General features: G+C 71.1%; 20 protein-coding genes. 15 read left to right on the forward strand and 5 right to left on the reverse strand.

The features are described from left to right. The first annotated feature begins 7 nt into the window (after positions 1 to 7). From BLR99_RS09570 to BLR99_RS09600, 7 genes are all read left to right on the forward strand, one after another. Entirely contained in the window at positions 8 to 562 is a 555-nt protein-coding gene (locus BLR99_RS09570) for a hypothetical protein (RefSeq protein WP_017439994.1), read from the forward strand. Continuing rightward, positions 559 to 984: a DUF4087 domain-containing protein gene (locus BLR99_RS09575; protein WP_017439995.1), complete on the forward strand. Its 426-nt coding sequence runs from the start codon at positions 559 to 561 to the stop codon at positions 982 to 984. Before BLR99_RS09570 ends, BLR99_RS09575 begins: the two co-directional genes overlap by 4 nt. Before the next feature lie 248 nt (positions 985 to 1,232). Beyond that, positions 1,233 to 3,365, forward strand: a complete 2,133-nt coding sequence (locus BLR99_RS09580) for a TonB-dependent siderophore receptor (RefSeq protein ID WP_048857504.1) — start codon at positions 1,233 to 1,235, stop codon at positions 3,363 to 3,365. Positions 3,366 to 3,471: 106 nt separating this feature from the next. Then, positions 3,472 to 4,950, forward strand: a complete 1,479-nt coding sequence (locus BLR99_RS09585) for an amidase (RefSeq protein ID WP_017438818.1) — start codon at positions 3,472 to 3,474, stop codon at positions 4,948 to 4,950. Between the two features lie 96 nt (positions 4,951 to 5,046). Continuing rightward, on the forward strand, positions 5,047 to 5,934 hold the full coding sequence (locus BLR99_RS09590) for a PPK2 family polyphosphate kinase (RefSeq protein ID WP_017438819.1): 888 nt from the start codon (positions 5,047 to 5,049) through the stop codon (positions 5,932 to 5,934). Between the two features lie 180 nt (positions 5,935 to 6,114). Next, entirely contained in the window at positions 6,115 to 7,017 is a 903-nt protein-coding gene (locus BLR99_RS09595; RefSeq protein WP_011793379.1) for a hypothetical protein, read from the forward strand. A 135-nt stretch (positions 7,018 to 7,152) separates the two neighbouring features. Continuing rightward, positions 7,153 to 8,454: a Glu/Leu/Phe/Val family dehydrogenase gene (locus BLR99_RS09600; RefSeq protein WP_046059878.1), complete on the forward strand. Its 1,302-nt coding sequence runs from the start codon at positions 7,153 to 7,155 to the stop codon at positions 8,452 to 8,454. Between the two features lie 164 nt (positions 8,455 to 8,618). Here BLR99_RS09600 and BLR99_RS09605 read toward each other — a convergent pair whose 3' ends face one another. From BLR99_RS09605 to BLR99_RS09620, 4 genes are all read right to left on the reverse strand, one after another. Further along, positions 8,619 to 9,725: a hypothetical protein gene (locus tag BLR99_RS09605; protein ID WP_011793377.1), complete on the reverse strand. Its 1,107-nt coding sequence runs from the start codon at positions 9,723 to 9,725 to the stop codon at positions 8,619 to 8,621. Between the two features lie 118 nt (positions 9,726 to 9,843). Continuing rightward, entirely contained in the window at positions 9,844 to 10,710 is an 867-nt protein-coding gene (locus BLR99_RS09610; protein ID WP_011793376.1) for a hypothetical protein, read from the reverse strand. Between the two features lie 147 nt (positions 10,711 to 10,857). Beyond that, on the reverse strand, positions 10,858 to 13,254 hold the full coding sequence (locus BLR99_RS09615) for an ATP-dependent DNA helicase (RefSeq protein ID WP_011793375.1): 2,397 nt from the start codon (positions 13,252 to 13,254) through the stop codon (positions 10,858 to 10,860). Positions 13,255 to 13,265: 11 nt separating this feature from the next. Further along, a complete protein-coding gene (locus BLR99_RS09620) occupies positions 13,266 to 14,174 on the reverse strand; it encodes a hypothetical protein (RefSeq protein WP_011793374.1) in 909 nt (302 codons plus the stop codon). Positions 14,175 to 14,315: 141 nt separating this feature from the next. Between BLR99_RS09620 and BLR99_RS09625 the strand changes: the two genes are divergently transcribed. Both BLR99_RS09625 and BLR99_RS09630 read left to right on the forward strand, forming a co-directional pair. Beyond that, positions 14,316 to 15,626, forward strand: a complete 1,311-nt coding sequence (locus BLR99_RS09625; RefSeq protein WP_011793373.1) for a serine hydrolase — start codon at positions 14,316 to 14,318, stop codon at positions 15,624 to 15,626. After that, positions 15,583 to 16,656 carry a serine hydrolase gene (locus tag BLR99_RS09630; RefSeq protein WP_228193912.1) on the forward strand — a complete coding sequence of 358 codons (1,074 nt, stop codon included), beginning with the start codon at positions 15,583 to 15,585 and terminating at the stop codon, positions 16,654 to 16,656. Before BLR99_RS09625 ends, BLR99_RS09630 begins: the two co-directional genes overlap by 44 nt. A 27-nt stretch (positions 16,657 to 16,683) precedes the next feature. Here BLR99_RS09630 and BLR99_RS09635 read toward each other — a convergent pair whose 3' ends face one another. Beyond that, entirely contained in the window at positions 16,684 to 18,642 is a 1,959-nt protein-coding gene (locus BLR99_RS09635) for a RecQ family ATP-dependent DNA helicase (protein WP_041827181.1), read from the reverse strand. A 269-nt stretch (positions 18,643 to 18,911) separates the two neighbouring features. On the opposite strand from BLR99_RS09635, the gene BLR99_RS09640 reads away from it, so the two are divergent. From BLR99_RS09640 to BLR99_RS09665, 6 genes are all read left to right on the forward strand, one after another. Further along, the gene (locus BLR99_RS09640) at positions 18,912 to 19,895 is read left to right on the forward strand and encodes a Bug family tripartite tricarboxylate transporter substrate binding protein (protein WP_011793370.1); all 984 of its coding nucleotides are present in this window, start codon (positions 18,912 to 18,914) and stop codon (positions 19,893 to 19,895) included. A gap of 184 nt (positions 19,896 to 20,079) precedes the next feature. Further along, positions 20,080 to 21,336, forward strand: a complete 1,257-nt coding sequence (locus BLR99_RS09645) for a CaiB/BaiF CoA transferase family protein (RefSeq protein ID WP_041827180.1) — start codon at positions 20,080 to 20,082, stop codon at positions 21,334 to 21,336. Between the two features lie 32 nt (positions 21,337 to 21,368). Next, positions 21,369 to 21,779: a cupin domain-containing protein gene (locus BLR99_RS09650; RefSeq protein WP_041827179.1), complete on the forward strand. Its 411-nt coding sequence runs from the start codon at positions 21,369 to 21,371 to the stop codon at positions 21,777 to 21,779. After that, complete coding sequence (locus BLR99_RS09655; protein ID WP_011793366.1) at positions 21,779 to 22,942, forward strand: acyl-CoA dehydrogenase family protein; 1,164 nt, start codon at positions 21,779 to 21,781, stop codon at positions 22,940 to 22,942. Before BLR99_RS09650 ends, BLR99_RS09655 begins: the two co-directional genes overlap by 1 nt. A 26-nt stretch (positions 22,943 to 22,968) precedes the next feature. Then, positions 22,969 to 23,877 (forward strand): LysR family transcriptional regulator, encoded by a 909-nt coding sequence (locus BLR99_RS09660; protein ID WP_011793365.1) that lies wholly within the window; start codon positions 22,969 to 22,971, stop codon positions 23,875 to 23,877. A 153-nt stretch (positions 23,878 to 24,030) separates the two neighbouring features. Continuing rightward, positions 24,031 to 25,095, forward strand: a complete 1,065-nt coding sequence (locus tag BLR99_RS09665) for a homocysteine S-methyltransferase family protein (RefSeq protein WP_011793364.1) — start codon at positions 24,031 to 24,033, stop codon at positions 25,093 to 25,095. Positions 25,096 to 25,097 lie beyond the last annotated feature (2 nt).

A 25,097-nucleotide genomic window follows, 5' to 3' on the forward strand; every position in this document is an offset into this window, starting at 1 on the left:
ATGGGTCATGCCTGCGCCGCAGAAAATCAACTACCACCATACAGGCCCCTATGACCGGGTCGTTTTCCAGGAGGAGTTCACCCGCCAGTTCGGCACCAGCGGCGGGTACAACGCAGCAGCCATTCCCGACATGCTGACCCTGCTCGGCATGATCGAACGCGACACGAACATCAACGACGTGCGCCAGGCCGCCTACATGCTCGCCACCGTGATGTGGGAGACCACGTCGCCGGTCACGGTCACCAAGGTGGCGACCCACAAGAAAGGGCAGCCGCTGCCGGACAAGAACCGGCAGCCCGTCGTCCTCAAGCAGAAGAATTGGCTGATGACCATGGCACCCGTGGCCGAGATCGGCCACGGCAAGGGGCGGCAGTACCACGAGCCCGTCAAGGTCAAGCTGCTGCCGGATGGCGGGGCGCGCATCACCGGGCAGGACGGCGACCAGTTCTCGGTCACGGCGGCCGGGGACGTCTCCCCGCTCACCAAGGGTGCCAAGATGGGGACCAGGGACGGCGGTGCCGCCACCACGTCCACACCCACACCAGCCACCGCCACGCCATGACACGCTGCAATCCCCCGACGACCCTGCGCGGCCCGGTGACGGCCCGCGTCCTCCATGCCCTGCTGTGGCTGGGTGCCTGCCAGATCGCCACCGCCGCGATGCCGCCCGATACGACCACGCGCTGCGGCTGGTTCGACAACCCGACGCCGGGCAACGCGACCCTGGCGGACAAGGACGGGGAATGGACCATCGGCATGCAGGGAGGCCACCAGGCCGAAGGCGACTGGCCGACGTTTCCCAAGGCGCGCTGGGTGGCGACCGGCGCCGGCAGCGCGGGCTACGGCTGCGCCTGCCTGAAACTGAGCGCCCGCGCCGATACGCGGGAAGTGACCCACATTTTCTCGGCACGTGCGCAGCCCCTGTCGGTCTGCCGCAAGGACAAGGCGCTGACGGGCAAGGAACCCGAGAACCCCCTCAAGTGAGTCCGGCGGCCCGGGCGTGCAGCCCCGGGGCAGCGTCGCGGTAATGCGACAGAGAATGAGAGTGGTTCTCAACTTGATGTTACAGTTCGGCGCCTTCAAGGCCGAGCCGCGCACCGTTGCGCGCTGATCCGCTCCGTCCTTTCTCGTCACTTCCCGCGCCGGAGCTCCCTCCGGCCCTGCTGCACATGCCCGCTTTCTCGTCGCTTTCCACACCGGCCGCCGTGGCCGCGGCCAATTCGCGCCCCGCCATGCCCCGCCGCGCCCCGCTGGCGCGGGCCGTGCTGGCACTCGCCGCCAGCCTTTCCGCCCAGCACGTGGCCCACGCGCAGGAGGCCGCCACGGCCCCTGCGGCCCCCACCGCCACGCTGCAGGAAGTGCGCGTGCAGGATGCCACCGACGGCTCCGGCTACCAGGGCGCGCAGCGCCAGACCGCGGCCACGCGCACCGACACGCCCCTGATCGAGACGCCGCAGGCCGTGCGCGTGGTGCCGCGCCAGTTGATCGAAGACCTGGGGGCCAGGCGCCTGGCCGATACGGTGGACTTCGTGAGCGGCGTGACCCGCATGAACGACTTCGGCGGTACCTGGGACAACTATGCGATCCGCGGCTTCAGCAACACCGAAGGCGGCTCGCTGCTGAACGGCTTCGCCTCCGGCCGCGGCTACGGCCCGCAACGCGACGCGGCCACCATCGAGCGGGTGGAGTTCCTCAAGGGCCCGGCCGCCGCGCTCTACGGCAGCAGCGAGCCCGGCGGCACGCTCAACGTGGTCACCAAGAAGCCGCAGTTCACCGCCGCGCGCACCGCCGGCCTGCAGATCGGCACGCTGGGCATGCGCCGCGCCACGCTGGACCTGACCGGCCCGGCCACGCAGAACCTGGCCTACCGGCTGAACGTGGCGGCCGAGGACGGCGCCAGCCGCACGGGCCTCGTGGACAACCGCAAGTACGTGGTCGCCCCCGCCTTCGCCTGGACGCTGGGCGCCGATACGGTGCTGCAGTACGAGGCGGAGATCATCCGCATCCGCACCCCGCTGGACCGGGGCGTGGTGCAGGTGAACGGCAACGCCCTGGCCCTGCCCGCCGACCGCTTCCTGCAGGAGCCCGACCGCGGCAACCTGCACGTGAACGGCGACACGCACCAGGTCACGCTGGACCACGACCTGGGCGGCGGCTGGCGCACGCGCCTGGGCGGCACTTATCGCGAAACCGAGTTCCACGGCAATGCCGTGGACTTCGGCACGGGCCAGATCGGGCTGCTCGCGGCCAACGGCCGCACGCTGTCGCGCACCGACAGCTGGCGCACCCTGCCCTCGCGCGACGTGTCGGTGCAGGCCGAGCTGGAAGGCAAGTTCAGCACCGGCAGCCTGCGCCACACCGTGCTGGCCGGCCTGGAGTCCTGGCGCCTCTACATGGGGCAGGACATCCGCTATTCCGCGCAGAAATACCCGATCGACATCTACGATCCGGTCTATGGCACCGTGCCGCGCGGCCCGCTGGTGCAGGGCTACCTGCAGGACGACCGCCTGCGCGCCACCGGCCTGTTCCTGCAGGACCAGATCGACCTGACGCCGCGCTGGAAGCTGATGGCCGGCCTGCGCTTCGACCGCTTCCACGAGGATTTCGTCAACTGGATGACGAATGCGCGCCAGAACCAGCAGCATTCCTCGGCCACGCCGCGCGTGGGCCTGAGCTACATGGTGACGCCGGACAGCTCGGTGTACGTGTCCTACGGCCGTTCGTTCCGGCCCAATGCCGGCACCGACGCCGCAGGCAATTCCTTCGATCCGCAGGAGGGCAAGGCCTGGGAGGCCGGCGCCAAGTGGCAATCGCCCGACCAGCGCCTGAACGCCTCGATGGCCGTGTTCGACATCCGCAAGACCAACGTGCTCACGCGCGACCCCGCCAACGGCAATTTCAGCGTGGCGGCGGGCGAAGTGCGCAGCCGCGGCATCGAGGCCGACGTGGCGGGCAAGCTGGACGCGCACTGGCGCCTGACGGCCAATGCCGCCTTCACCGACACCGAGGTGCTGCGCGACAACAATCCTGCCCTCGTGGGCAAGCGCCTGCTGGGCGTCCCGCGCGTGAGCGCCGGCCTGTTCGCCATCCGCGAAGACCGCCTGGCCTCGGGCGGACGCTACGGCGTGGGCGCGGGCCTGGTGCACGTGGGCGAGCGCACCGGCACCGCCACCGACACCTACCGGCTGCCCGCCTACACCACGGCACGCCTCACGGGCTACTGGCAGATCGACCCGCGCACCCGGCTCACGCTGGACATCCACAACCTGTTCGACAAGCACTACGCCGCCGCCTCGTGGAACGCGATCGCGGTCATCCCGGGCATGGGGCGGCAGGTGGTGGCGGGGGTGCAGGTCAAGTTCTGAGCCCCAGGCAGCCTGCAGGGCGGCCGTCCCAGGCGGCGCCGGTGGGGGCCCTGCGCGCGATGCGCGGTAACCTTGCCGGCGTACGACGCGAACGGAAGGCTTGCACATGGGCTTGGCGATGGGTTGGGACGAATGGGCCGCGCACGACGCGGTGGGGCTGGCCGGACTGGTGCGCCAGGGCGAGGTGACACCCGTCGAACTGGCCGCCCAGGCGGCGGCCGGCGTGGCGAAGGTCAATCCCGCCCTGAGCGCGGTGGTCGAGGTCTTCGCCGATGCGGTGGCCGATCCGCAGCAGGCCGGCATGCAGGCCGGCGGCCCGCTGGCCGGCGTACCCTTCTTCATGAAGGACCTCGGCCCCACCCTGGCCGGGCGGCTGCAGGAACAGGGCTCGCTCTTCATGCGCGGCCACCGCCCCACCGAAGACGCCTGGCTCGCGCAGCAGATGCGCCGCGCGGGCCTGAACCTGATGGGCCGCACCACCACCCCGGAATTCGGCGTGTGCAGCTCGGCCGAGAACCCGGCCGTCTATGTCACGCGGAACCCCTGGAACACCGGCTACACCACCTGCGGCTCGTCCGCCGGCACGGCGGCCATCGTGGCGGCGGGCGTGGTGCCGATGTCGCATGCCACCGACGGCGGCGGCTCCATCCGCATCCCCGCGGGCTTCAACGGCAACATCGGCCTCAAGCCTTCGCGCGGCGTGTTCTCCATCGCGCCCCATGCCTCGGACATCACGGGCTACGTCTCCACCCAGGGCTGCCACAGCCGCACGGTGCGCGACACGGCGGCCTTCGTCGATGCCTGCCGCGGCGGCGCGCCGGGCGAGTTCATGCCCTACTGGACGGCGCCCGAGCCCTACACGGAACTGATCCGGCGCGACCCGGCCCGGCTGCGCATCGCCCTCTCGCACGAATGGGGCGACTACCGCGCCACGCCCGCCATCGTGGCGGAACTGGAAAAGGCGGGCCGCTTCCTCGAAGGCCTGGGCCACCAGGTGGAGTGGGCGCTGCCGCAGGTGGACCTGCGCGCCGCCTTCCGCGCCCAGACCACCTGCTACATCAGCAACTTCGCCCAGGTCATCAACGGCCTGCTGGAGCGGCGCGGCCTGGAGCGCCTGCCCGCCGACCTGATCGAGCCCATCAACATCCGCATCTGGGAGGCGGGCCGCGGACTGCCCTACGCCGAGCGCCACCGCATGCAGGCCGTGTTCAACACCACGGCGCGCGGCTTCGGCGCGTTCTTCGAGGACTGGGACATCCTCCTCACGCCCATCACCGCGCGGCCCACGCCGCCCGTGGGCACCACCGAATACCTCACCACCAGCGGCAACCCCGACGTGCTGGACTGGTTCGACAACCTCTGGCGGTTCTTCGCGTACACGCCGCTGTCCAACCTCTGCGGCATCCCGGCCATCTCGCTGCCCATGGGCACGCAGGACCACGGCCTGCCCTTCGGCATCCACGCCCAGGCGCGGCAGGGCCACGACGGCCTGCTGCTGCAGCTGGCAGCGCAGATCGAGCGCGCGCTGGACGGGCGCTGGAACGGTGGCCGGCGGCCAGGGGTGCACGTGGCGCAGCCGCAGTAACGGCAGGGAAGCACAGCCCGGCAGTGGCGCGTTTTCCCACGGCAGGGCACGCGGGGAGCGGGGTACAGTGGCCCATCGCCCAGGAGACACCCACCGATGGAATTCGCCCCGCCCTTCTCCCGCATCGACCCCGCCCTGGCCCGCCAATGGGCCGGCTGGCAGCCGAAGGAGTTCGCCAGCCTCCCCGCCCTCCGCAAGGGCCTGCCCGCCCCACTGCCCCTGGAGCGCTTCGACCCCGGCGCCAAGCCGTTTTCCTCCGGCGAGAAAGCCATGGACAAGGCCGCCGTGGAGGCCCTGGCCGAAGAGCTGGACGGCCTGCAGAACCTGTTCTACGCCGACCGCCGCTACAAGCTGCTGGTGCTGCTGCAGGGCACCGACACCTCGGGCAAGGACGGCACCGTCCGCGGCGTGTTCGGCCGCATGAGCGCCCTGGGCGTGCGCGCCGTGGGCTGGAAGGCCCCCACCGAGGCCGAGCGCGCGCACGACTACCTCTGGCGCATCCACGCCCAGGTGCCGGCGGCCGGCGAGACCGTGGTCTTCAACCGCAGCCACTACGAGGACGTGCTGGTGCCCGTGGTGCAGGGCTGGATCACGCCGGAGCAGCACGCCCAGCGCCTGGCGCACATCAACGACTTCGAGCGCATGCTGGCCGAGACCGGCACGGTGATCGTCAAGTTCATGCTGCACATCAGCAAGGAAGAGCAGCGCGAACGCCTGCAGGCCCGGCTGGACGACCCGGCCAAGCACTGGAAATTCGAGATGGGCGACATCGCGGCCCGCAGGCAGTGGGACGACTACCAGCGCGCCTACGCCACGCTGCTGGCCGCCACGCACACGCCCTGGGCGCCATGGACCATCGTGCCGGCCGACTCCAAGACCCACCGCAACCTGATGATCGCCACCGTGCTGCGCGAGGTGCTGCGCAAGCTCGACCTGCGCTATCCCGCGGGCGATCCGGCGCTGGCGCGTTTCACGATCGAATGATTCGGCCGCCATGCAGGCTGCGCCGGGAACGGTCAGGCAAGGAGCAACCGGAAGCAAATATTTGCATAAACAAAAATAATCACACCGCCGCGTTGTTGTTGGGTATTTTCATAGGTAACTCATCCATACGGCCCACGCCATCCGTCCAACCACGCATCGGCAACACCGGAGGTATCCACCATGCAACGTCGTGCACGCAAGACCCTGTTCCGCTCGTTCCTGCCATGGCTGGGCCTGCTCATCGCAGGCTCGATCGGCGGCCCCGCCTCGGCGGCGGACACCACCGGTTTCAGCATGTCCTACAGCAGCTATGGCACCACCTATGGCATCAGCGGCCAGGAGCCCGCCGCCGCGGGCCGGTACCCGGTGTACATCCACATCAGCGGCACCGGCGAGCCCTACCAGAGCAATTGGTCTCTCGCCGCGGTGAACACGGCGGCCGCCAAGGGTTTCGTGGCCGCTTCCGTCCAGTACGACAACAGCAGCTTCGGCGACTGCAGCGTGATCGGCAGCCGGGCCAGGGCGATCTTCGATGCCCGGAATCTCCAGAGCGCCATCGCCCAGGTCTGTTCGCGCGGCAAGGCAGACTGCTCCAAGGGCGTGGTGACCGGCGGCCTGAGCCAGGGCTCCATCATTTCGGTGCTTGCGCACGACTATGACAGCCGGGTCGTGGCATCCTTCGGCCAGGGTACCGGCGCGACCTACAGCCCCTACTACAACCTCAGCAGCTGCATCGCCAACGGCAACCACTCGCTGCCCAGCGACCGGTTGCGCATCATCAATGGCGAGCACGACATGTTCGTCGGCGGCAACGAGAGCATCGCCCGCGACTCGGCCACGCTGGTGACCGGCTTGACCTGTCCCGGCGCGCAGTCCTGCGGCGGCAGGAACGGCAGCGGCTGGTACATCGTCAAGGACAGCGAAGTGCAGGATGGGTATGCCGACCATTGCTTCATGGGCTACGGGGGTTACTACGGCACCCAGTGCACCGGCCTGCTGGTGGACTCCGGCTACCTGTACGGCAACAGCGGCTGGGAACTCAATCCCACCCTGGATTGGCTCAAGAGCTTCGTGAAGCAGTGATCCGGGCAGGCGATGCGGAGCCCGGTTATGCATCTGCCGCATAACCCGGAAACACTCAGGCCTTGGACAGCCCGGAGGGCCGGGCATACAGTCGCTGGCCTGACCCTACCTCCTATACCCAAGGGAAACATCCGCATGTCGAACACCGCCGGCACCCTCGTCCAACATCCCGTGCCTTCCTATCTCCAGGCCGACCATCTCGGTCCCTGGGGCAACTACCTGCAACAGGTGGACCGCGTCACGCCGTACCTCGGCGGCCTCGCGCGCTGGGTGGAGACGCTCAAGCGTCCCAAGCGCATCCTGGTCGTGGACGTGCCCATCGAGCTGGACAACGGCACCATCGCCCACTTCGAGGGCTACCGCGTGCAGCACAACCTGAGCCGCGGCCCCGGCAAGGGCGGCGTGCGCTTCCACCAGGACGTGACGCTGTCCGAGGTGATGGCCCTGTCGGCCTGGATGTCGGTGAAGAACGCGGCCGTGAACGTGCCCTACGGCGGCGCCAAGGGCGGCATCCGCGTCGATCCCAAGAAGCTCTCGCGCGGCGAGCTCGAGCGCCTCACCCGCCGCTACACCAGCGAGATCGGCCTGCTCATCGGCCCCTCCAAGGACATCCCCGCACCTGACGTGAACACCAACGGCCAGATCATGGCCTGGATGATGGACACGTACTCGATGAACGTGGGCGCCACCGCCACCGGCGTGGTCACCGGCAAGCCCGTGGACCTGGGCGGCTCGCTGGGCCGCGTGGAAGCCACCGGCCGCGGCGTGTACACCGTGGGCGTCGAAGCCGCCAAGCTCACCGGCCTGCCCGTCGAGGGCGCGCGCGTGGCCGTGCAGGGCTTCGGCAACGTGGGCGGCATCGCCGGCAAGCTCTTCGCCGAGGCGGGCGCCAAGGTCGTGGCCGTGCAGGACCACACGGGCACCATCCTGAACAAGAACGGCCTGGACGTGCCCGCCCTGCTGGCACACGTCAAGCAGACCGGCGGCGTGGGCGGCTTCGCCGGCGCCGAAGCGATGGCGAAGGAAGACTTCTGGGGCGTGGACTGCGAGATCCTCATCCCCGCCGCGCTGGAAAACCAGATCACCAAGGACAACGCCGGCCAGATCAAGGCCAAGCTGGTGATCGAGGGCGCCAACGGCCCCACCACCACCGAGGCCGACGACATCCTGGCCGACAAGGGCGTGCTGGTGCTGCCCGACGTGATCGCCAACGCCGGCGGCGTGACGGTGAGCTACTTCGAGTGGGTGCAGGACTTCTCCAGCTTCTTCTGGAGCGAGGACGAGATCAACGCCCGCCTCGTGCGCATCATGCAGGAAGCCTTCGCCGGCATCTGGCACGTCGCGCAGGAACACAAGGTGACACTGCGCACCGCCACCTTCATCGTGGCCTGCCAGCGCATCCTGCACGCCCGCGAAATGCGCGGCCTGTATCCCTGATGCATTGACATCGGCAATACCGACGGCCCTCCCGCCGTGCACGCCCACCGAGCACGCACGGCAGAAAGAAGCCGCCAGCGCCTTACCCGGCCTGGCGGCTTTTTTCCATGGCACGGCGATGTGCCGCGTTGCGGGGGCGTGCCGCCTGCCGGAGCGCGGCCCGGTCAGGCCGGGCGGCGGGGCTCCACGCGCAGCGCCAGGCAGAAGGGCTGCTCGCAGGGCGCACGACCCTCGTAGGGGCAGCCCGGCTGGTCGCAGGGCGGCACCGCGCCCCGGTGCGCGGCGGCCTCGGCCTCCTCGTCCTCGCGGCGCCAGCCGCTGGCCTCCAGCGCCGCCATCTGCAGCCAGGGATCGGCGCGCAGGGCGGGCTGCATCCACTCGCGCCCGTACAGGCCCTGCTGGGGCGGCGGCTGGAACTCCAGGGACAGGAGCGCGCTCGTCCTGCCCGGCGTGCCCGGGCCGTCCCGGGCCGGGTGCAGCACCAGCGCGAACACGCCAGATTCCAGCCGGACCTGCCGCCCGGGGAACGGTACGGCCAGGGCCTGTGCGCCCGCGGAGGCCGCGGCACCCGCCAGGCCCGCGTCCGCCCCGGCGGCCGCGCCGCGCGCCGCCCAGGCCGACGGCACCTGGAGCGTGAAGGCGAATCCCCGCTCGCCGCCTTCCGCCTGCACGCGGCCCTGCCCCACGCGCCAGGTCTGCAGTGCGGCCGGACCGCCATGGGCCGACATGGCGGCCCGCAAGGCCCGCGCCATGTCCGCCGTCCAGGGCTGGGCCGCCACCACGCGCAGGGCCGGACCGCCGGCTTCCGCCATGCGGTGCACCAGCATGCCGAGCAGGGAGCGCATGGGGCTGCCGACCCCGCGGGCGGGCCATGCCTCCCTCGCGCCGTCCACCGGGGCCGTGCCGGCGGCCGGCGCAGGCATGGCCAGACCGGGCAGCCCGGCCGGAGGGCGGCCCGCCCCCGGCGAGCCATGGCCTGTGGTGCCGGGCACCGCAGCGCCGGGGCGTGGGGCGGCGGCCGGGCCGGGGCCCAGCGCCGCATCCGCGCGTGCGCGGGCCTCGGGCGACACGCTCACGCGTTCGGTGGACGGCAGGGGTCGGGGCGGCGCGGCAGCCCCGGGCGCGTGTGGCGGGGCCGGGGTCGAGGGGGCGGTATCGCCGCCACGGTCGGTGCCGAGCAGCATGCCCTGCCGCTGCAGCGCGGCTTCCGCGAACAGGCGCGCCAGGGCGCCCTGCGGCGGGAGCAGGGGATCGATGGATGAAGAGGGCATGGCGTTTCCGGAGGCCGGCCGCGCACGGCAGCCTGACCGGATTGTGCGGCCTGGCGGCCGCGAGCGCCATGCCTGCCGGCGCATGCCAGCGGCAACGCGCCAGCCAGGCCGCACCGCCTCAGGGCGCGGGGGCCTGCAGGGCCACGGCTTCCACGTGGGAGCGCAGCGCCGCCTGCAGGGAGGCGGCAGGCGCATTGCCTTCCGCGGATCCGGCCGACTTCAGGGCGATGCCCGTGCCGTCGCCCCGGGCCGTGGCCACGCGGCGTGCGACCAGGAACTGCTGCGCGTTGCTGCCGGCCGCCTGCGAGTAGCCCTCGCCGTCGTGGATGCTGTAGTTCATCACGTAGGCGCGCTGCAGCGTGCCGCTGCTGCCGACGCGCACGCACACCACACTGCCCGCCAGGGTACCGGACACCTGGTGCTCGCAGCCGAACAGGCCGTCGCTGCTCGCCAGCAGGCCATTGCCGTTGACGGAGCCCTGCAGCGGCGTGTCCAGCAGCACGGCGTCGGCGCGGGTGCCTTCGGAGCCCACCGAGGTGAAGGTCCAGATGCCGGCCAGGCTGGAAGGCTTCTGCGGGTAACCGAAGTTGAAGCGGGAGATGGGCTTTTCCGGCTCGTTCGGAAAAGTGATGAAGCCCGTCGTGCCACTCGTGAACCGGATGGTCACGTCGCCCGGGCTGCCGGCCTCGGTGCCGGACAGCGCGGGGCCGCCGAAATAGCGCCCGCCGGTGTACCGGTTCAGGCGCGCCGTGACCCGGTTGTCCGCCACGGCTCCGACGGCGAGGTAGAAAGTGGGCTGGCCGCTGCTCTCGTAGGCATACATCTGCAGGACGAGCGTACCGTTCTGCACGTCCACCGACAGGCCCCGCCCGGGTTTGCCGTTCTCTTCCGATGTCATGACCCAGGTACCGGCCTGGGGCTCGTAGGCGTGCGCGCCCGCGGCGCATGCCAGCAGCGCGACTGCTGCACATTGCTTGAAAACCAAAGCGCTCTCCTCCACGAGTGTTCACGCCGTTATACCCAAACGTGGAGAAAGCGTGAATATTTGTAATGCATTAACCCCCAGCCCTGGTCGGTCACGTGCTTCGTCAGCGGAGCGTAAGCACCGGGGAATAGCCGCGGCATCCCTGCTTCAGATGCTCCACCACGCGGGCAGCAGCCGCCGCACCTGCGCGCGCGCGAAGCGGTCGTCGATGAGGTGCACCACGCCCTCGTCCTCCGGCGTGCGGATCACCCGGCCCGCGGCCTGCACGACCTTCTGCAGGCCCGGGTAGAGATAGGCGTAGTCGTAGCCCGCCCCGAAGAGCCGGTCCATGCGTTCGCGCACCTGCTCGTTCACCGGGTTCACCTGCGGCAGCCCCAGGGTGGAGAGGAAGGCCCCGATCAGCCGGCGGCCGGGCAGGTCGATGCCCTCGGCGAAGGCGCCGCCCAGCACCGCGAAGCCGATGCCCTCGCCATCCTCGGTGAAACGCTCCAGGAACGCGCGCTGCCCGGCCTCCTGCATGCGGCGCGACTGGCACCAGTGCGGCACGCCGGGATGGCGCTGCGCGAACACCTGCGCCACCTGCTGCAGGTAGTCGTAGCTGCTGAAGAAGGCCAGGTAGTTGCCGGGCCGCTCCGCGAACTGCCGCGCCATGAGGTCGGCGATGGGCTGCACCGAGGCCGCGCGGTGGGCATAGCGCGTGGAGATGTGGCGCGCGACGTGCACCTGCAGCTGCGCCGCACGGAAGGGCGAGGCCACGTCGGCGCGGGCGTGGTCCTGCGGCAGGCCCAGCAGGTCGGCGTAGTAGTCCATGGGCTGCAGCGTGGCGGAAAACAGCGTGCCCGACTGCGCGGCCTGCAGGCGCGGCCCCAGGAACGGCGCGGGCACCAGGTTGCGCACGCAGACCACGGAACCGACGGGGGCCGCGCCCTGCGCGGGGCGGCTCACGTCCACGATGGAATGCGCGTCCAGCAGTTCGGCCATGCGCAGCAGCTGCAGCACTTCCAGGTGGAAGGTCTGCAGCGCGGCGTCCATCTGCTCCGGATGCTCGGCGAAGTGCTCGCCCAGCGCGACAGAGCACTGCTGCAGCGCCGCGAGCAGCTTGCCGGGGAAGGCCTCCAGCACGGCGTAGTCGGCCGGCTGCTCCCTGTCCAGTGCCATCCAGCCGCGCCGCACGCGGTCCAGGGCCTTCTTCACGGCCGGCACGGTGGCGGCGGTGGCCGAGCGGCGGGCCTGCAAGAGCGATTCCGGCAGCAGTTCCGCGCTGTACATGCGCCGGCCGCGCTCCACAAGGTTGTGCGCTTCGTCCACCAGCAGGGCCACGCGCCACTGGCCGGCCTGCGCCAGGCCGTGCAGCAGGCCGCCCATGTCGAAGTAGTAGTGGTAATCGCCCACCACCACGTCGGCCCAGCGCCCGAGTTCCTGGCCCAGGTAGTAGGGGCACACCCCGTGGCGCAGGGCGGCATCGCGCACGCGGGCCTGGTCCAGCGGTGCCGGCGCCCCGCACGCCGGCGGGCGCAGCGCATCGGCCCGCGCGGCCGGCAGCCGGTCGTAGAAGCCGCGCGCGAGCGGGCAGGCGTCGCCGTGGCAGGCGCTGCCCGGGTATTCGCAGGACTTCTCGCGCGCCACCAGTTCCAGCACGCGCAGGGGCAGGGTCAGGGGCGCCGCAGGGGCCTGGTGCGACTCCTGCGGTGCCGCGACGATGCGGGCGAGCGCATCCAGGGCGACCTGCCGCCCGGAGGTCTTGGCCGCGAGGAAGAAGACCTTGTCGATGCCCGCGCCCGGCGCGGCCTTGAGCAGCGGGAACAGCGTGCCCACCGTCTTGCCGATGCCCGTGGGCGCCTGCGCGAGCAGGCAGCGGCCGGCGGCGGCGGCCCGGTACACGGCTTCGGACAGGGGCCGCTGGCCTGCGCGGAAGCCCCCTGCGAACGGGAAGGCCAGGGTGCGCAACGCGGCGTCGCGCGCCGCGCGGTGGGCCACCTCCTGCGCGGCCCAGTCCACGAAGCGGCCGCACAGCGCCTCGAAATGCGCTCGCAGCGCCTGCGCCGTCCAGTCTTCGGACAGCACGGTTTCCTTCTGCGTGCCGATGTCCAGGTACACCAGAGAGACAGTGAGCCCCGGCAGGCCGCGCGAGGCGCACAGCAGCCAGCCGTACACCCGGGCCTGTGCCCAGTGCAGCGCGCGGTGGGCGGCCGGCTGGCGGTCGAGCCGGCCCTTGAAGGTCTTGACCTCGTCCACGCGACCCGCCACGGCGTCGAATCCGTCGGCGCGGCCGCGCACGCGCAGCAGGCCGCACACGCCTTCCAGCGGCACCTCGGCCTCGTAGCCGGGGGACCCGGCCGCCCGCCGGGCCGCCACCGCGGCATGGCCCGCCATGCCCTCCCGCGCCGTGGGCGCCGGCGTGAAGCGCAGATCGAGGTCGCCCTGCTTGGCGGTGAACTCGCACAGCTCGCGCACGGCGATGGTGTAGCCCCACGGTTGCGCGCGGTCCGCGCCGGACGCTCCGGGGTCCGCGGGCTCCGTGGCCGGTTCCGTTGCCGTCTGCATGGGCTGGCGCGTCAGGGAGCGGCGGAGGGCGCCGGCGCAGCGGCCTCTGCCCGCACATCGGCAGGCATACCGGAGGCCGGCGCCCCGCCCTCCTCGCCCAGCAGCGCCTGGGCAGGCTCGCCTTCGCTGTGCAGGGGCGTGGCGCGGCACAGCGCCATCCAGACGGCGAAGGGCAGCGGGCAGCGGGCGTGGCGCGCGGGGCGCAGCAGCTCGAAGCGGCCCGATTCGATCGCTCCGTGCAGCACCCACACGCCGAAGGGTTCGGGAATCTCCTCTGGCTCGGCGATGCCCGCCGGGAAGACGTAGTAGCACTCCTCGCACAGCCACTGGTAGGCCTCGCGCTTGGCCGCATGCCGCAGGTCGGAGAGCAGGTCGGCGCGGCTCGCCTTCACCTCGTGCACCATGGGCTGCAGGTAGGCGGGCACGCTGGTATGGCGGATCGAGAACAGGTCGGGCCGGGCCATGCGCCACACCCGCGCCACCGCGGGCGGCGGCAGGCAGGCGCCGTCCTGGGCCTCCTCCCCGTCCCACAGGCCGGCCGGGGCGCCGCGACCGGGCGCCGCTGGAGACAGCGGCGGCAGCGGCGCGGGAGACGGCTGCGGAAGGGCTTCCACGGCGGCGCGCAGCGACAGCTCGCGCCAGACGATGCGGCCCGCCGAGAGCAATTGCTCCGCGAAGCGCATCGCCAGCCGGTCGTGGGCGCTCAGGGCGCGCGCGCTGCGCTGCCGCGCCTGCGCCAGGCAGGCGATGCCTGCGTCGGTCAGGCGGAGCACCTCGTGCCCGCCCGGCTCCGGCACCAGGCGCAGCATGCCGGCGGCGAGCAGGTCGATCTCGACCGTATCGCGGCAAGGCCAGCCCGCGGACCGCCAGATCTGCAGCAGGCGGGTGCGATGGATGCGTTGGAGGGCGATGTCCGGCATGGCGCGATTGGAACACTGATTGTAAATACAGTGCATGGCCCGCCCCGCGCCGCCCTGCGGGCCGCAAGGGACATTGCCCTACGGCGCCGCGCGCGCGCCGGCGCTAGGGTGGACCTTCGCGCCCGTTCCGAGACCGTCCGCATGCCCCAGCTACCCGCAACCACGCACCTTCGCTTCCGCCCGTATCGCCCCCTTCGCCCGCTCCGGCTCCTGGCCTGCGCCACGTCCGCGCTGTGGCACATCGCCACGGGCACGGCGCATGCCCAGGCCGCGGATGCACCGCCCGCCGCGCTGCCGGCTCCCGCCTCCGCGCCGGCCTGGGTGCAGCCGCTGGAGCGCGCGCTGGCGCGGGCGGAGGCGGACAGCGGCGTGCGCATCGGCGTCCATGTACGCGATCTGGAGACGGGCGCCTCCGCATCGCTGCATGGCACGGAGCCGTGGTACCTGGCCTCGTCCATCAAGGTGCCGGTGGCGATCGCGGTGCTGCGCGGGGCGGAGCGCGGCGACTTCACGCTGGACACGCCCCTCACCCTGCGCGCCGCCGACTACGTGGACGGCGCGGGCCCCACCAACGGACGCCCCGTGGGCACGCCCCTCACCGTGCGCTACCTGCTGGAGCAGATGATCATCTACAGCGACAACACCGCCAGCGACATGCTCATCGGCCTGGTCGGCATCGGCACGGTGAACGCGGTGGTGCAGTCGCTGGTGCCCCGGGGCTTCGGGCGCATCACCACGCTGGCCGACGTGCGCCGCCACGTGTACGGCGTGCTCACGCCCGCGGCATCGCACCTGTCCGGCACCGACTTCCTGGCGCTGCGGCAGCAGCAGCGGCTGCATGGCGACGCCGCGGCACGGTCCGCGCTGGCGACGCTGCTGCGCGTGCCCGAGCGCTCCCTCGCGCCCGCCGACCTGGCTTCCGCCTACGAGAGCTACTACGCCACGGGCCTCAACAGCGGCCGGCTCGACGCCTACGCCGACCTGCTGCAGGCACTCGTCGAGGGCCGCGCGCTCGATGCCCGGCACACGGCCTACCTGCTGTCCGTGATGGAGCGCGTGAAAACCGGCCCCCAGCGCATCAAGGCGGGACTACCGCCGGGTGCGCGCTTCGCCCACAAGACCGGCACGCAGCGCGCACGAACATGCGATTCAGGCTTGGTCACCGTGCCGCGCGCCCTTCCGGAGCGGCGGGTGCTGGTGGTGGCCTGCACGCGCGGCGAACCTTCCACGGCCCGGTCCGATCGCGCGCTCCGGCAGGTGGGCATCGCCCTTTGCCAGTCGGGCCTGCTGTCCGACGGGAGATCGCATGAACCACGCTGCCCCACCCTGCCCCCCCGGGCTTCCGGCGCCACGGCCGCGCCCGCAGGCGGCGAGGCGCCGGCGGCTCGCCCGCACGGTGCTGGCGGCGGTGCTGCCCCTGCTGCTGGCGGCGCTGGGGACGACGACGCCTGAGCGGGCGCTGGCCGCGCCCGCATGGGCCGAGGCCCTGAGGAGCCAGGTGGAGAAGCTCGAACGCGAAACGCCCGGCCAGTTCGGCCTGTACGTGAAACGCCTGGACAACGGCGAGACCTTCGCGTGGCAGGCGGACCGGCGCTGGTACCTGGCATCGTCCGCGAAGCTGCCCCTGGCCATCGCGGTGCTGCAGGAGGTGCAGCAGGGCCGCCTGCGCCTGGACCAGGAACTGCGCGTGGAAGAGCGCGACAAGATCGACGGCTCGGGTGCGCTGGTCTGGCAGCCCGTGGGCACGCAGCACAGCGTGGAGACGCTGCTGCGCCGCATGCTGATGGACAGCGACAACACCGCGGCGAACCTGCTGATCCGCACCATCGGGCCGGACACGTTCAATACACGCGCCCGGGCGCTGATGGGCGCGCGCAACGTGGGGCCGCTCACCAACTTCACCCAGGTGCGCCAGGATGTGTACGCGGAGCTGCATCCCCGCGCGCGAGAGATCGCGCCGATGGAACTGGTGCGCGTGGCCGCGGCCCCCATGGGCTCGCAGCGCGTGCAGGCTTTGGCCCGCACGCTGCAGGTCCAGAAGGATGACCTGAAGGTGAAGACGATGGAAGAGGCCTACGACCGCTACTACGCGTGGGGCACCAACACCGCCACCCTGGCGGGCTACGGCGGCATGCTGGAAAAGCTGGTGCGCGGCCAGTTGCTGACGCCGCCGCACCAGCAGATGCTCTACAAGGACCTGAAGTTCGACACCTATGACGCCTACCGGCTGGAAGCCGGGCTGCCGCGCACCGTGCGCTTCATCCACAAGACCGGCACGCAGTACCACCGCGCCTGCCACATGGGTGTGATCGATCCGCAGGACGGGGGCGCGCAGGCGATCGTAGTGGCTACCTGCGCCGAGGACATGGACGAGATGCGCCAGGCGGGCCGCCTGTTCGAGCAGCTCGGGCGCGCGATCACCCGCACGCTGCTGAAGGACCGCCCGGCCACCGGTCCGGGCGCGGCGCAGGCCAGCGGCTGACGCCGGCGCGCAGCGCGCGGTGCGGCGTCAGGACACCGCGGCGCCCTGGCGGCACACGCGCAGCACGTCCTCGCCGTAGGCTTCCAGCTTCTTGGCGCCCATGCCGCTGATGCCCTGCAGGTCGGCCAGCGACGCGGGGCGCCGCTCGGCGATGGCGGCCAGCGTGGCGTCGTGGAAGATGACGTAGGCCGGCAGGTTGTGCTCGCGCGCCACCTCGGCGCGCCAGGCCTTGAGGTTGATGAAGCGCACCTGCGCATCCGGATCGAGGTTGGCCGCGGCCACGGGCGGGGCCGCGGTACGCCGCGTGCGCCGGGCAGGCGGCGCGGCGGCCGATTCGCGCAGCATCACGGGCACCTGGCCCTTGAGCACCGGGCGCGAACCTTCGGTGAGGCTCAGCGTGTCGAAGCTGTGGCCGCTTTCCAGCATCACCTTGTGCAGGCCCACGGCCCCCGTGGCCAGCAGTTGCCGCAGCACCCCGCGCAGCTGCGCCTCGGTGTAGTCCTTGCCGAGGCCGAAGGTGGAAAGCCTGTCGTGGCCGAACTGCTTGACCTTCTCGGTGTCCTTGCCGCGCACGATGTCCATGATGTGCCCGGTGCCGAATGTGAGGCCGCTCGCCTCGTGCACGCGGTAGATGGTGGACAGCAGCTTGCGCGCGGCGTCGGTGCCGTCCCAGACCGCCGGCGGGTTCAGGCAGTTGTCGCAGTTGCCGCATGTCGCCCCCACGCTCGGCACTTCGTGTCCTCGCTGCCCCCCGAGGGGGCCGCTCGCGCCTTGGGGCGGCCCGGCGGCGCTCGATGGCTCGCCGTAGACTTCGCCGAAGTAGCCCAGCAGCCGCACGCGCCGGCAGTCCGTGGCCTCGGCCAGGCCCAGCAGCGCGTCGAGCTTGCCGCGCATGACCTGCTTGAATTCCTCGCCCGCGGGGCTCTCGTCGATCATGCGGCGCTGGTTCACCACGTCCTGCAGGCCGTAGGCCATCCAGGCATCGGCGGGCAGCCCGTCGCGGCCCGCGCGGCCCGTTTCCTGGTAGTAGCCCTCGATGTTCTTGGGCATGTCCACGTGGGCCACGAAGCGCACGTCCGGCTTGTCGATGCCCATGCCGAAGGCGATGGTCGCCACCATGACGATGCCTTCCTCGCGCAGGAAGCGGTCCTGGTTCTCCTGGCGCACCTCGGGCGGCAGGCCGGCGTGGTAGGGCAGCGATTTGAGGCCCGCATCGACCAGCGCGGCGGACATTTCCTCCACGCGCTTGCGCGACTGGCAATAGACCACGCCCGCGTCCTCCGGGTGCTCGCGCTCGATGAAGCGCAGCAGCTGCGCGAGCGGCTCCCTCTTCTCGACGATGGTGTAGCGGATGTTGGGCCGGTCGAAGCTGGAGACGAAGTGCTGCGCGCCCTCGAGCTGCAGCCGCTCCACGATGTCCTCGCGCGTGAGCGCGTCGGCCGTGGCGGTGAGCGCGATGCGCGGCACGCCCGGGTAGCGCTCGTGCAGCACGGTGAGCGCGCGGTATTCGGGCCGGAAGTCGTGCCCCCACTGGCTCACGCAGTGCGCCTCGTCGATGGCGAACATGGAGAGCTGCCCGCGCTGGTGCAGGCCGTCGAGCAGCTCCAGGAAGCGCGGCGTGGTCAGGCGCTCGGGCGCGGCATACAGCATGGTGATGTCGCCGCGCGCCACGCGCCGCTCCAGTTCCTGTGTCTGCTGCCAGTCGAGCGTCGAATTGAGATAGGCCGCATCCACCCCCGCCTCGTGCAGCGCGCCCACCTGGTCGTGCATGAGCGCGATCAGCGGCGAGACGACGATGGCCACGCCCTTGCCCGCATCACGCCGCACGATGGCCGGCACCTGGTAGCACAGCGACTTGCCGCCACCCGTGGGCATGAGCACCAGCGCGTCGCCACCGGCGATCACGTGCTCGACGATGGCCTGCTGCGGGCCGCGGAAATGCTCGTAGCCGAAGACGTCGTGCAGGACGAAATGCGCGGGGGACAAGGCGGTGGAACTCTCTGGTCGATGGCGTCGGGGGTGCCCGCGCGGCAGTGGCGCAGGGCAGGGTGCAGGGCAGGACGGCGTCCCGGCGGAGCCGCTGCGCTGCACGCAGGCAAGGTGCCTATTGTGCTCCGTCCCGCAGGCTGGAAGCGCGGCAACCATTCGCAAAAGCTATCGCACGCTTCAACGATTGAATTGGACGCGAATGGATGGTCCCCCCAAGATGCCCTCCAGGCCCGGCTACAGAGGCCGCCATTCCAGGAGACAACCCCATGCGTTTTTCCCTTTCCCGCGCCCTGCGGCGGGCCTGCGGCGCCATGGCCGCGCTGGCCGCGACGGCAGCGCTGGCCCAGGCGCCCGACTACCCCGATGCGCCCATCACCCTCATCGTGCCCTTCGCCGCCGGCAGCGGCACGGACGCCGTGGCGCGCACCGTGGGCCAGAAGCTGGCCGAGCGCCTGAAGCAGCCGGTGCTGGTGGACAACAAACCCGGCGCCAACGCCCAGGTGGGCGCCCAGCTGGCGGCCCGGGCCATGCCCGATGGCTACACGCTGTTCATGACGACGAACACCTCGCATTCGGCCAATCCGGCGCTCTACGCCAGCCTCAAGTACGACCCCATCAAGGATTTCACGCCCGTGGCCCGCGTGGGCGAACTGCCCTTCGCGCTCGTGGTGAGCCCGGCCCTGCCGGTGAAATCGCTGCCCGAGTTCCTCGACTATGCCCGCGCCCGCCCCGGCACGCTGAGCTACGCCACGCCCAACAGCACATCGCTGGTGGCGATGGAGAGCATCAAGCACATCGCGAAGGTGGACATCCTGGGCGTGCCCTACAAGTCCAGTCCCCAGGCGCTCACCGACCTGCTGGGCGGGCAGGTGCAGGCCTACGTGGTGGACCTGGGATCGGGCAAGACCATGCTCACGGGCGACAAGGTGCGCACGCTGGGCATCACCACCGCCAAGCCCTCGCCCCTGCTGCCGGGCGTGCCACCCATCGGCCAGACGGTGCAGGGTTTCGACCTGACGTCGTGGAACGGCATCTTCGGCCCGGCCGGCATGCCGCCCGCCGTGGTGCAGCGCCTGAACACCGAGCTGCAGGCCGTGCTGGCCGACAGGGACACGCAGGACAAGCTCGCGCAGATCGGCTTCCAGGTCTGGCCCAGCAAGACGCCGGAGGAATTCGCGCAGTACGTGGCGCAGCAGCTGGCGCACTGGCGCACTTTGATCCGGCAAGCCGGTATTGAACCAACCCCCTGAGCGGCTGCGCCGCTTCCCCCTTCTCTCGCCGCGCTGCGCGCGGCGGGAAGGGGGACGACGCCGGTGGCCTGGCGGAGCCAGTTCCACGGCGTCTGCTCGCCTGGGCCGCGCTAGTGCAAAAGCCGTGGGCTCGGGCATAGGCATGGGCGACGTTGCCGAACGGACCTGTTCAACGGAACACGAGATGACAGAAGCTTCTTCTTTCGCTGCCTCCCCACCACGCACCGGCCCGCTGGCGGGGGTGCGGGTGCTCGATCTCACCTCGGTGATCATGGGGCCGTTCGCCACGCAGATCCTCGCGCAGCTGGGTGCGGAGGTGGTGAAGGTGGAGACGCCCGAGGGGGACAACATGCGGCACGTGGGACCGATGCGGCACGCGGGCATGGGGCACATCTTTCTGCATGCGAACGCGGGCAAGCAGAGCATCGCGCTGGACCTGAAGCACCCGGACGGGCGCGAGGCGGCGCTGCGGCTGGCCGAGGGCTGCGACGTGCTCATCAGCAATGTGCGGCCGCAGGCGCTGGCCCGGCTGGGGCTGGATCACGGGGCGGTGAGCGCGCGCAATCCCCGCATCATCCACGTGAGCTGCTGCGGCTTCGACCAGGACGGGCCGGACGCCGCGCGTCCTGCCTACGACGACCTGATCCAGGGCGCCACCGGCATTCCCTGGCTCATGCAGCGCTACGGCGCGCCGGAGCCGTCGTATGCGCCCACCACGCTGTCGGACCGGGTGACCGGGCTGCACGCGGTGTATGCCGTGACGGCGGCGCTCTACGCCCGCGAGAAGACGGGACGGGGCCAGGCCGTGGTCGTGCCGATGTTCGAGGCCATGGCGCAGTTCGTGCTGGGCGACCACATGGCGGGCCTCACCTTCGAGCCGCCGCTGGGCGAACCCGGCTACGCGCGCCTGCTCACGGCCCACCGCAAGCCCTACGCCACGGCCGACGGCATGCTCTGCGTGCTGATCTACAACGACAAGCACTGGCGAAGCTTTTTCGCGGCGATCGGCGAGGACGGCGATGGAGGCCTGGCGCACGACCCGCGCTTCGCCACGCATGGCGCGCGCGCCGCGCACATCGACGCCGTGTATGCCGAGGTGGCGCGCATCCTGCGCACGCGCACCACGGCCGCATGGCGGGCGGTGCTGGACGCGGCCGACGTGCCCAACATGCCCATGAATTCCCCGGCCGACCTGCTCGGCAACGCGCAACTGCGCGCGACCGGCTTCCTGCACGACACGGAGCATCCCAGCGAGGGACCGATGCACGCCATGGCGCACCCCACGCGCTGGTCCGCCACGCCCCCGGCGCGCGACCTGCCCCCTGCGCCGCGCCTGGGCGAACACACGCGCAGCCTGCTGGCCGGGGCCGGCTACACGCCCGCGCAGATCGACGCCCTTCTGGCGCAGGGCGCGTGCCTCGCTGCCGGAGACACCGCATGACCCCCACCACGACAGTCCCCACGACGACCGCCATGACCACTCCCGACGCCCCCTCCCGCTACCTGGTGCGCGCCGCCCAGGTGCCCGGCTACCAGCCCGCCAACCACCACCACACCGTGAACCAGCGCCTGATCGGCCCCGAGACCGTGGGCGCGCGGCAGATGGAAGTGCTGCTCGGCACGCTGCACAAGGGCGGCGGCGCGCTGCCGCACGCGCACCCGGGCATCGAGCAGGCCTGCTATCTGCTGGAAGGCACGGCCCGCGCCGAGGTGGAGGGCGAGGCCTTCGACATGGTGCCGGGCGACATGTGCTTCTTCCCGGCCGACCGCATGCACGTGTTCACCGTGACCAGCGACACGCCCGTGAAGCTCCTGGTGATCTACAGCCCGCCCTACGGCGAATCGCCCGACAAGGTGATCCGCCCGGCCGGGAAAGGCGCGTGATGGACTTCGCCCTTTCGCCGGAACAGGAGCAGATCCGGGGCGCCATCGAGCGCGTCTGCGCGCCGTTCGATGCCGACTACTGGCTCGCGAAGGACCGCGAAGGCGGCTTTCCGCACGACTTCCACCAGGCGCTCGCAGATGCCGGCTGGCTGGGCATCGCCATGCCCGAGGCCTATGGCGGCGCGGGCCTGGGCATCAGCGAAGCCGCGCTGATGATGCACGCCATCTCCGCCACGGGCGCGGGCCTGTCGGGCGCCTCGGCCGTGCACATGAACATCTTCGGGCTGCACCCGGTGGTGGTGTTCGGCACCGAGGAACAGAAGGCGCGCTGGCTGCCGCCGCTGATCCGGGGCCGCGACAAGGCCTGCTTCGGCGTGACCGAGCCCAACACGGGCCTGAACACGCTGGGGCTCAAGACCCGCGCCGTGCGGGAGGGCGACCACTACGTGGTGCACGGCCAGAAAGTGTGGATCAGCACCGCGCAGGTGGCCAGCAAGATCCTGCTGCTCGCGCGCACCACGCCGCTGGAGGAATGCCGCGGCACCGAGGGCCTGAGCCTCTTCTACACCGACCTGGACCGCAGCACGGTGGAAGTGCGCGAGATCGAGAAGCTCGGCCGCAAGTGCGTGGACTCCAACCAGGTGTTCATCGACGGCCTGCGCATTCCCGTGGAAGACCGCGTGGGCGAGGAAGGCAAGGGCTTCCAGTACATCCTGCACGGACTCAACCCCGAACGCATCCTGATCGCGAGCGAGGCCGTGGGCCTGGGCCGCGCGGCACTGGCACGCGCGGCCGGCTATGCGCAGGAACGCGAAGTGTTCGGCCGCCCGATCGGGCAGAACCAGGGCATCCAGCATCCGCTGGCGCAGTCGTGGATGGAGCTGGAGGCCGCGCACCTCATGGTGCAGAAGGCCGCCTGGCTCTACGACCGGCACCAGTCCTGCGGCGCCGAGGCCAACGCCGCCAAATACCTCGCGGCCGAGGCCTGCTACCACGCCTGCGAGCGCGCCATCCTGACCCATGGCGGCATGGGCTACGCCAGGGAATACCACGTGGAGCGCTACCTGCGCGAATCGTGGATCCCGCGCCTCGCGCCCGTGAGCCCGCAGCTGATCCTGTGTTTCATCGCGGAGAAAGTACTCGGCCTCCCGAAATCCTATTGACCGCGGCCTGGGGCATCATCGCCCCCATGAAACTGCACCTGCTGCGCTACTTCACCGTGCTGGCCGAGGAGCTGCATTTCGGCCGTGCGGCGGAGCGGCTGGCCATCACGCAGCCGCCGCTCAGCTCGGGCATCAAGGCGCTGGAGGACGAGCTGGGCGTGAAGCTCTTCGACCGCAGCAGCAAGCACGTGGCGCTCACGCCCGCGGGCGCGGCCTACCTCGCGGAGGCGCGCGTGGTGCTGGACCGCGTGGCGCGGGCGGGCGACACGGCGCGGGCCGTCGCCGCCGGCCGGCGCGGCCGGCTGGACATCGGCTTCACCGGCTCCATGGTCTATCGCGACATGCCGGCCATCGTGCGGGCCTTCGGCGAACGCGCCCCGGGCATCGAGGTGCACCTGCGCGAGATGTCCTCGGGCGAGCAGACCGAAGCATTGCTGCACCGCCAGCTGCATGCCGGCTTCATCAACGCCAGCGTGGTGCCCGCGCCCCTGCGCTGCCTGCCGCTGGCGCACGACCACTTCGTGGCCTGCCTGCCCCAGGGGCATGCCCTGGCCGGCACGGCGCCGGTGGACCTGCACGCCCTGGCCGGGGAAACCTTCGTGATGTTCGCGCGCGACGTGGCGCCGGCCAACCACGACAACGTCATCGCCCTCTTCCACCGCGCCGGCATCCATCCGCACACGCGCCACGCCGCGCGCCAGTGGCTGACGGTGGTGGCGCTGGTCGCCATGCGCATGGGCGTGGCACTGGTGCCGGCCTCGATGGCGCAGGCCGCCGTGCAGGGCGTGCGCTTCGTGCCCATCGCCCACCTGGAGCACCCCACGGTGGGGGTGCTGGCCTGGCATGAAGAGGGCACGAATCCGGCGCTGCAGGCGTTCCTGGACGTGGCATCTGCCGCTTCGCAGCAGCACCGCCCGGCCTCCGAGGGTTCCTGACAGACGGCGTCCGCTCCCCGCGCCAGGATCACCGGCAGTTGCCGACACGCCTGAACCGGTGGTTGTGCAAAGCCATGGCGGAGTCAGGAGCAAAGGGGCGGAACCAGCACGGACAGGCCGGGGTGCGGGACGCACTTTCTACAATGGAGGCTTATGCAACCGCTCCACTACACCCGCGCCCGGCAATTGCCTGGCATCCTGGCCGAACGCATCGCCATCCTCGACGGCGCCATGGGCACCATGATCCAGCGCTTCAAGCTGGGCGAGGCCCAGTACCGCGGCGAGGGCTACAGCGGCCCCGACGGTGCAGGCGACCGGTTCAAGGATTTCCCGCGGGACGTGAAAGGCAACAACGAGCTGCTCTCGCTCACGCGGCCCGACGTGATCCGCGACATCCACGAGCGCTACCTGGCCGCAGGCGCCGACCTGATCGAGACCAACACCTTCGGCGCCACCACGATCGCGCAGGAGGACTACCACATGGCCGACCTGGCGCGGGAGATGAACCTCGCCTCGGCCCGGTTGGCGCGCGCCGCCTGCGACAAATACTCCACGCCCGACAAGCCGCGTTTCGTGGCCGGGGCCCTCGGGCCGACGCCCAAGACAGCGAGCATCAGCCCGGACGTGAACGACCCCGGCGCACGCAACGTCGATTTCGAGCAACTACGTGCCGCGTACTACGAGCAGACCCAGGCGCTGGTCGAAGGCGGTGCCGACGTGCTGCTGGTGGAAACCATCTTCGACACGCTCAACGCCAAGGCCGCGCTCTTCGCCATCGACGAATACTTCGAGGCGAGCGGCGAGCGCCTGCCGCTCATCATCAGCGGCACCGTCACCGATGCCTCCGGCCGCATCCTCTCGGGCCAGACCGTGACGGCCTTCTGGCACAGCGTGCGCCACGCGCGCCCGCTGGCCATCGGCCTGAACTGCGCCCTGGGCGCCACGCTGATGCGCCCCTACATCCAGGAACTGAACCGGGTGGCGGAAGACACCTTCATCAGCTGCTACCCCAACGCCGGCCTGCCCAACCCCATGAGCGACACCGGCTTCGACGAGACGCCCGAGGTCACCAGCCGCCTGGTGCACGAGTTCGCCGCCGAGGGCCTGGTGAACATCGTGGGCGGCTGCTGCGGCACCACGCCGGACCACATCGCCGCCATCGGCCGCGCCGTGGCGCCGGTGCCCACGCGCAAGCTGTTCTACCCCGAAGCGGCCTGATC

Origin of the sequence: Paracidovorax citrulli (assembly GCF_900100305.1) — a bacterium.
GTDB lineage: Bacteria > Pseudomonadota > Gammaproteobacteria > Burkholderiales > Burkholderiaceae_C > Paracidovorax > Paracidovorax citrulli.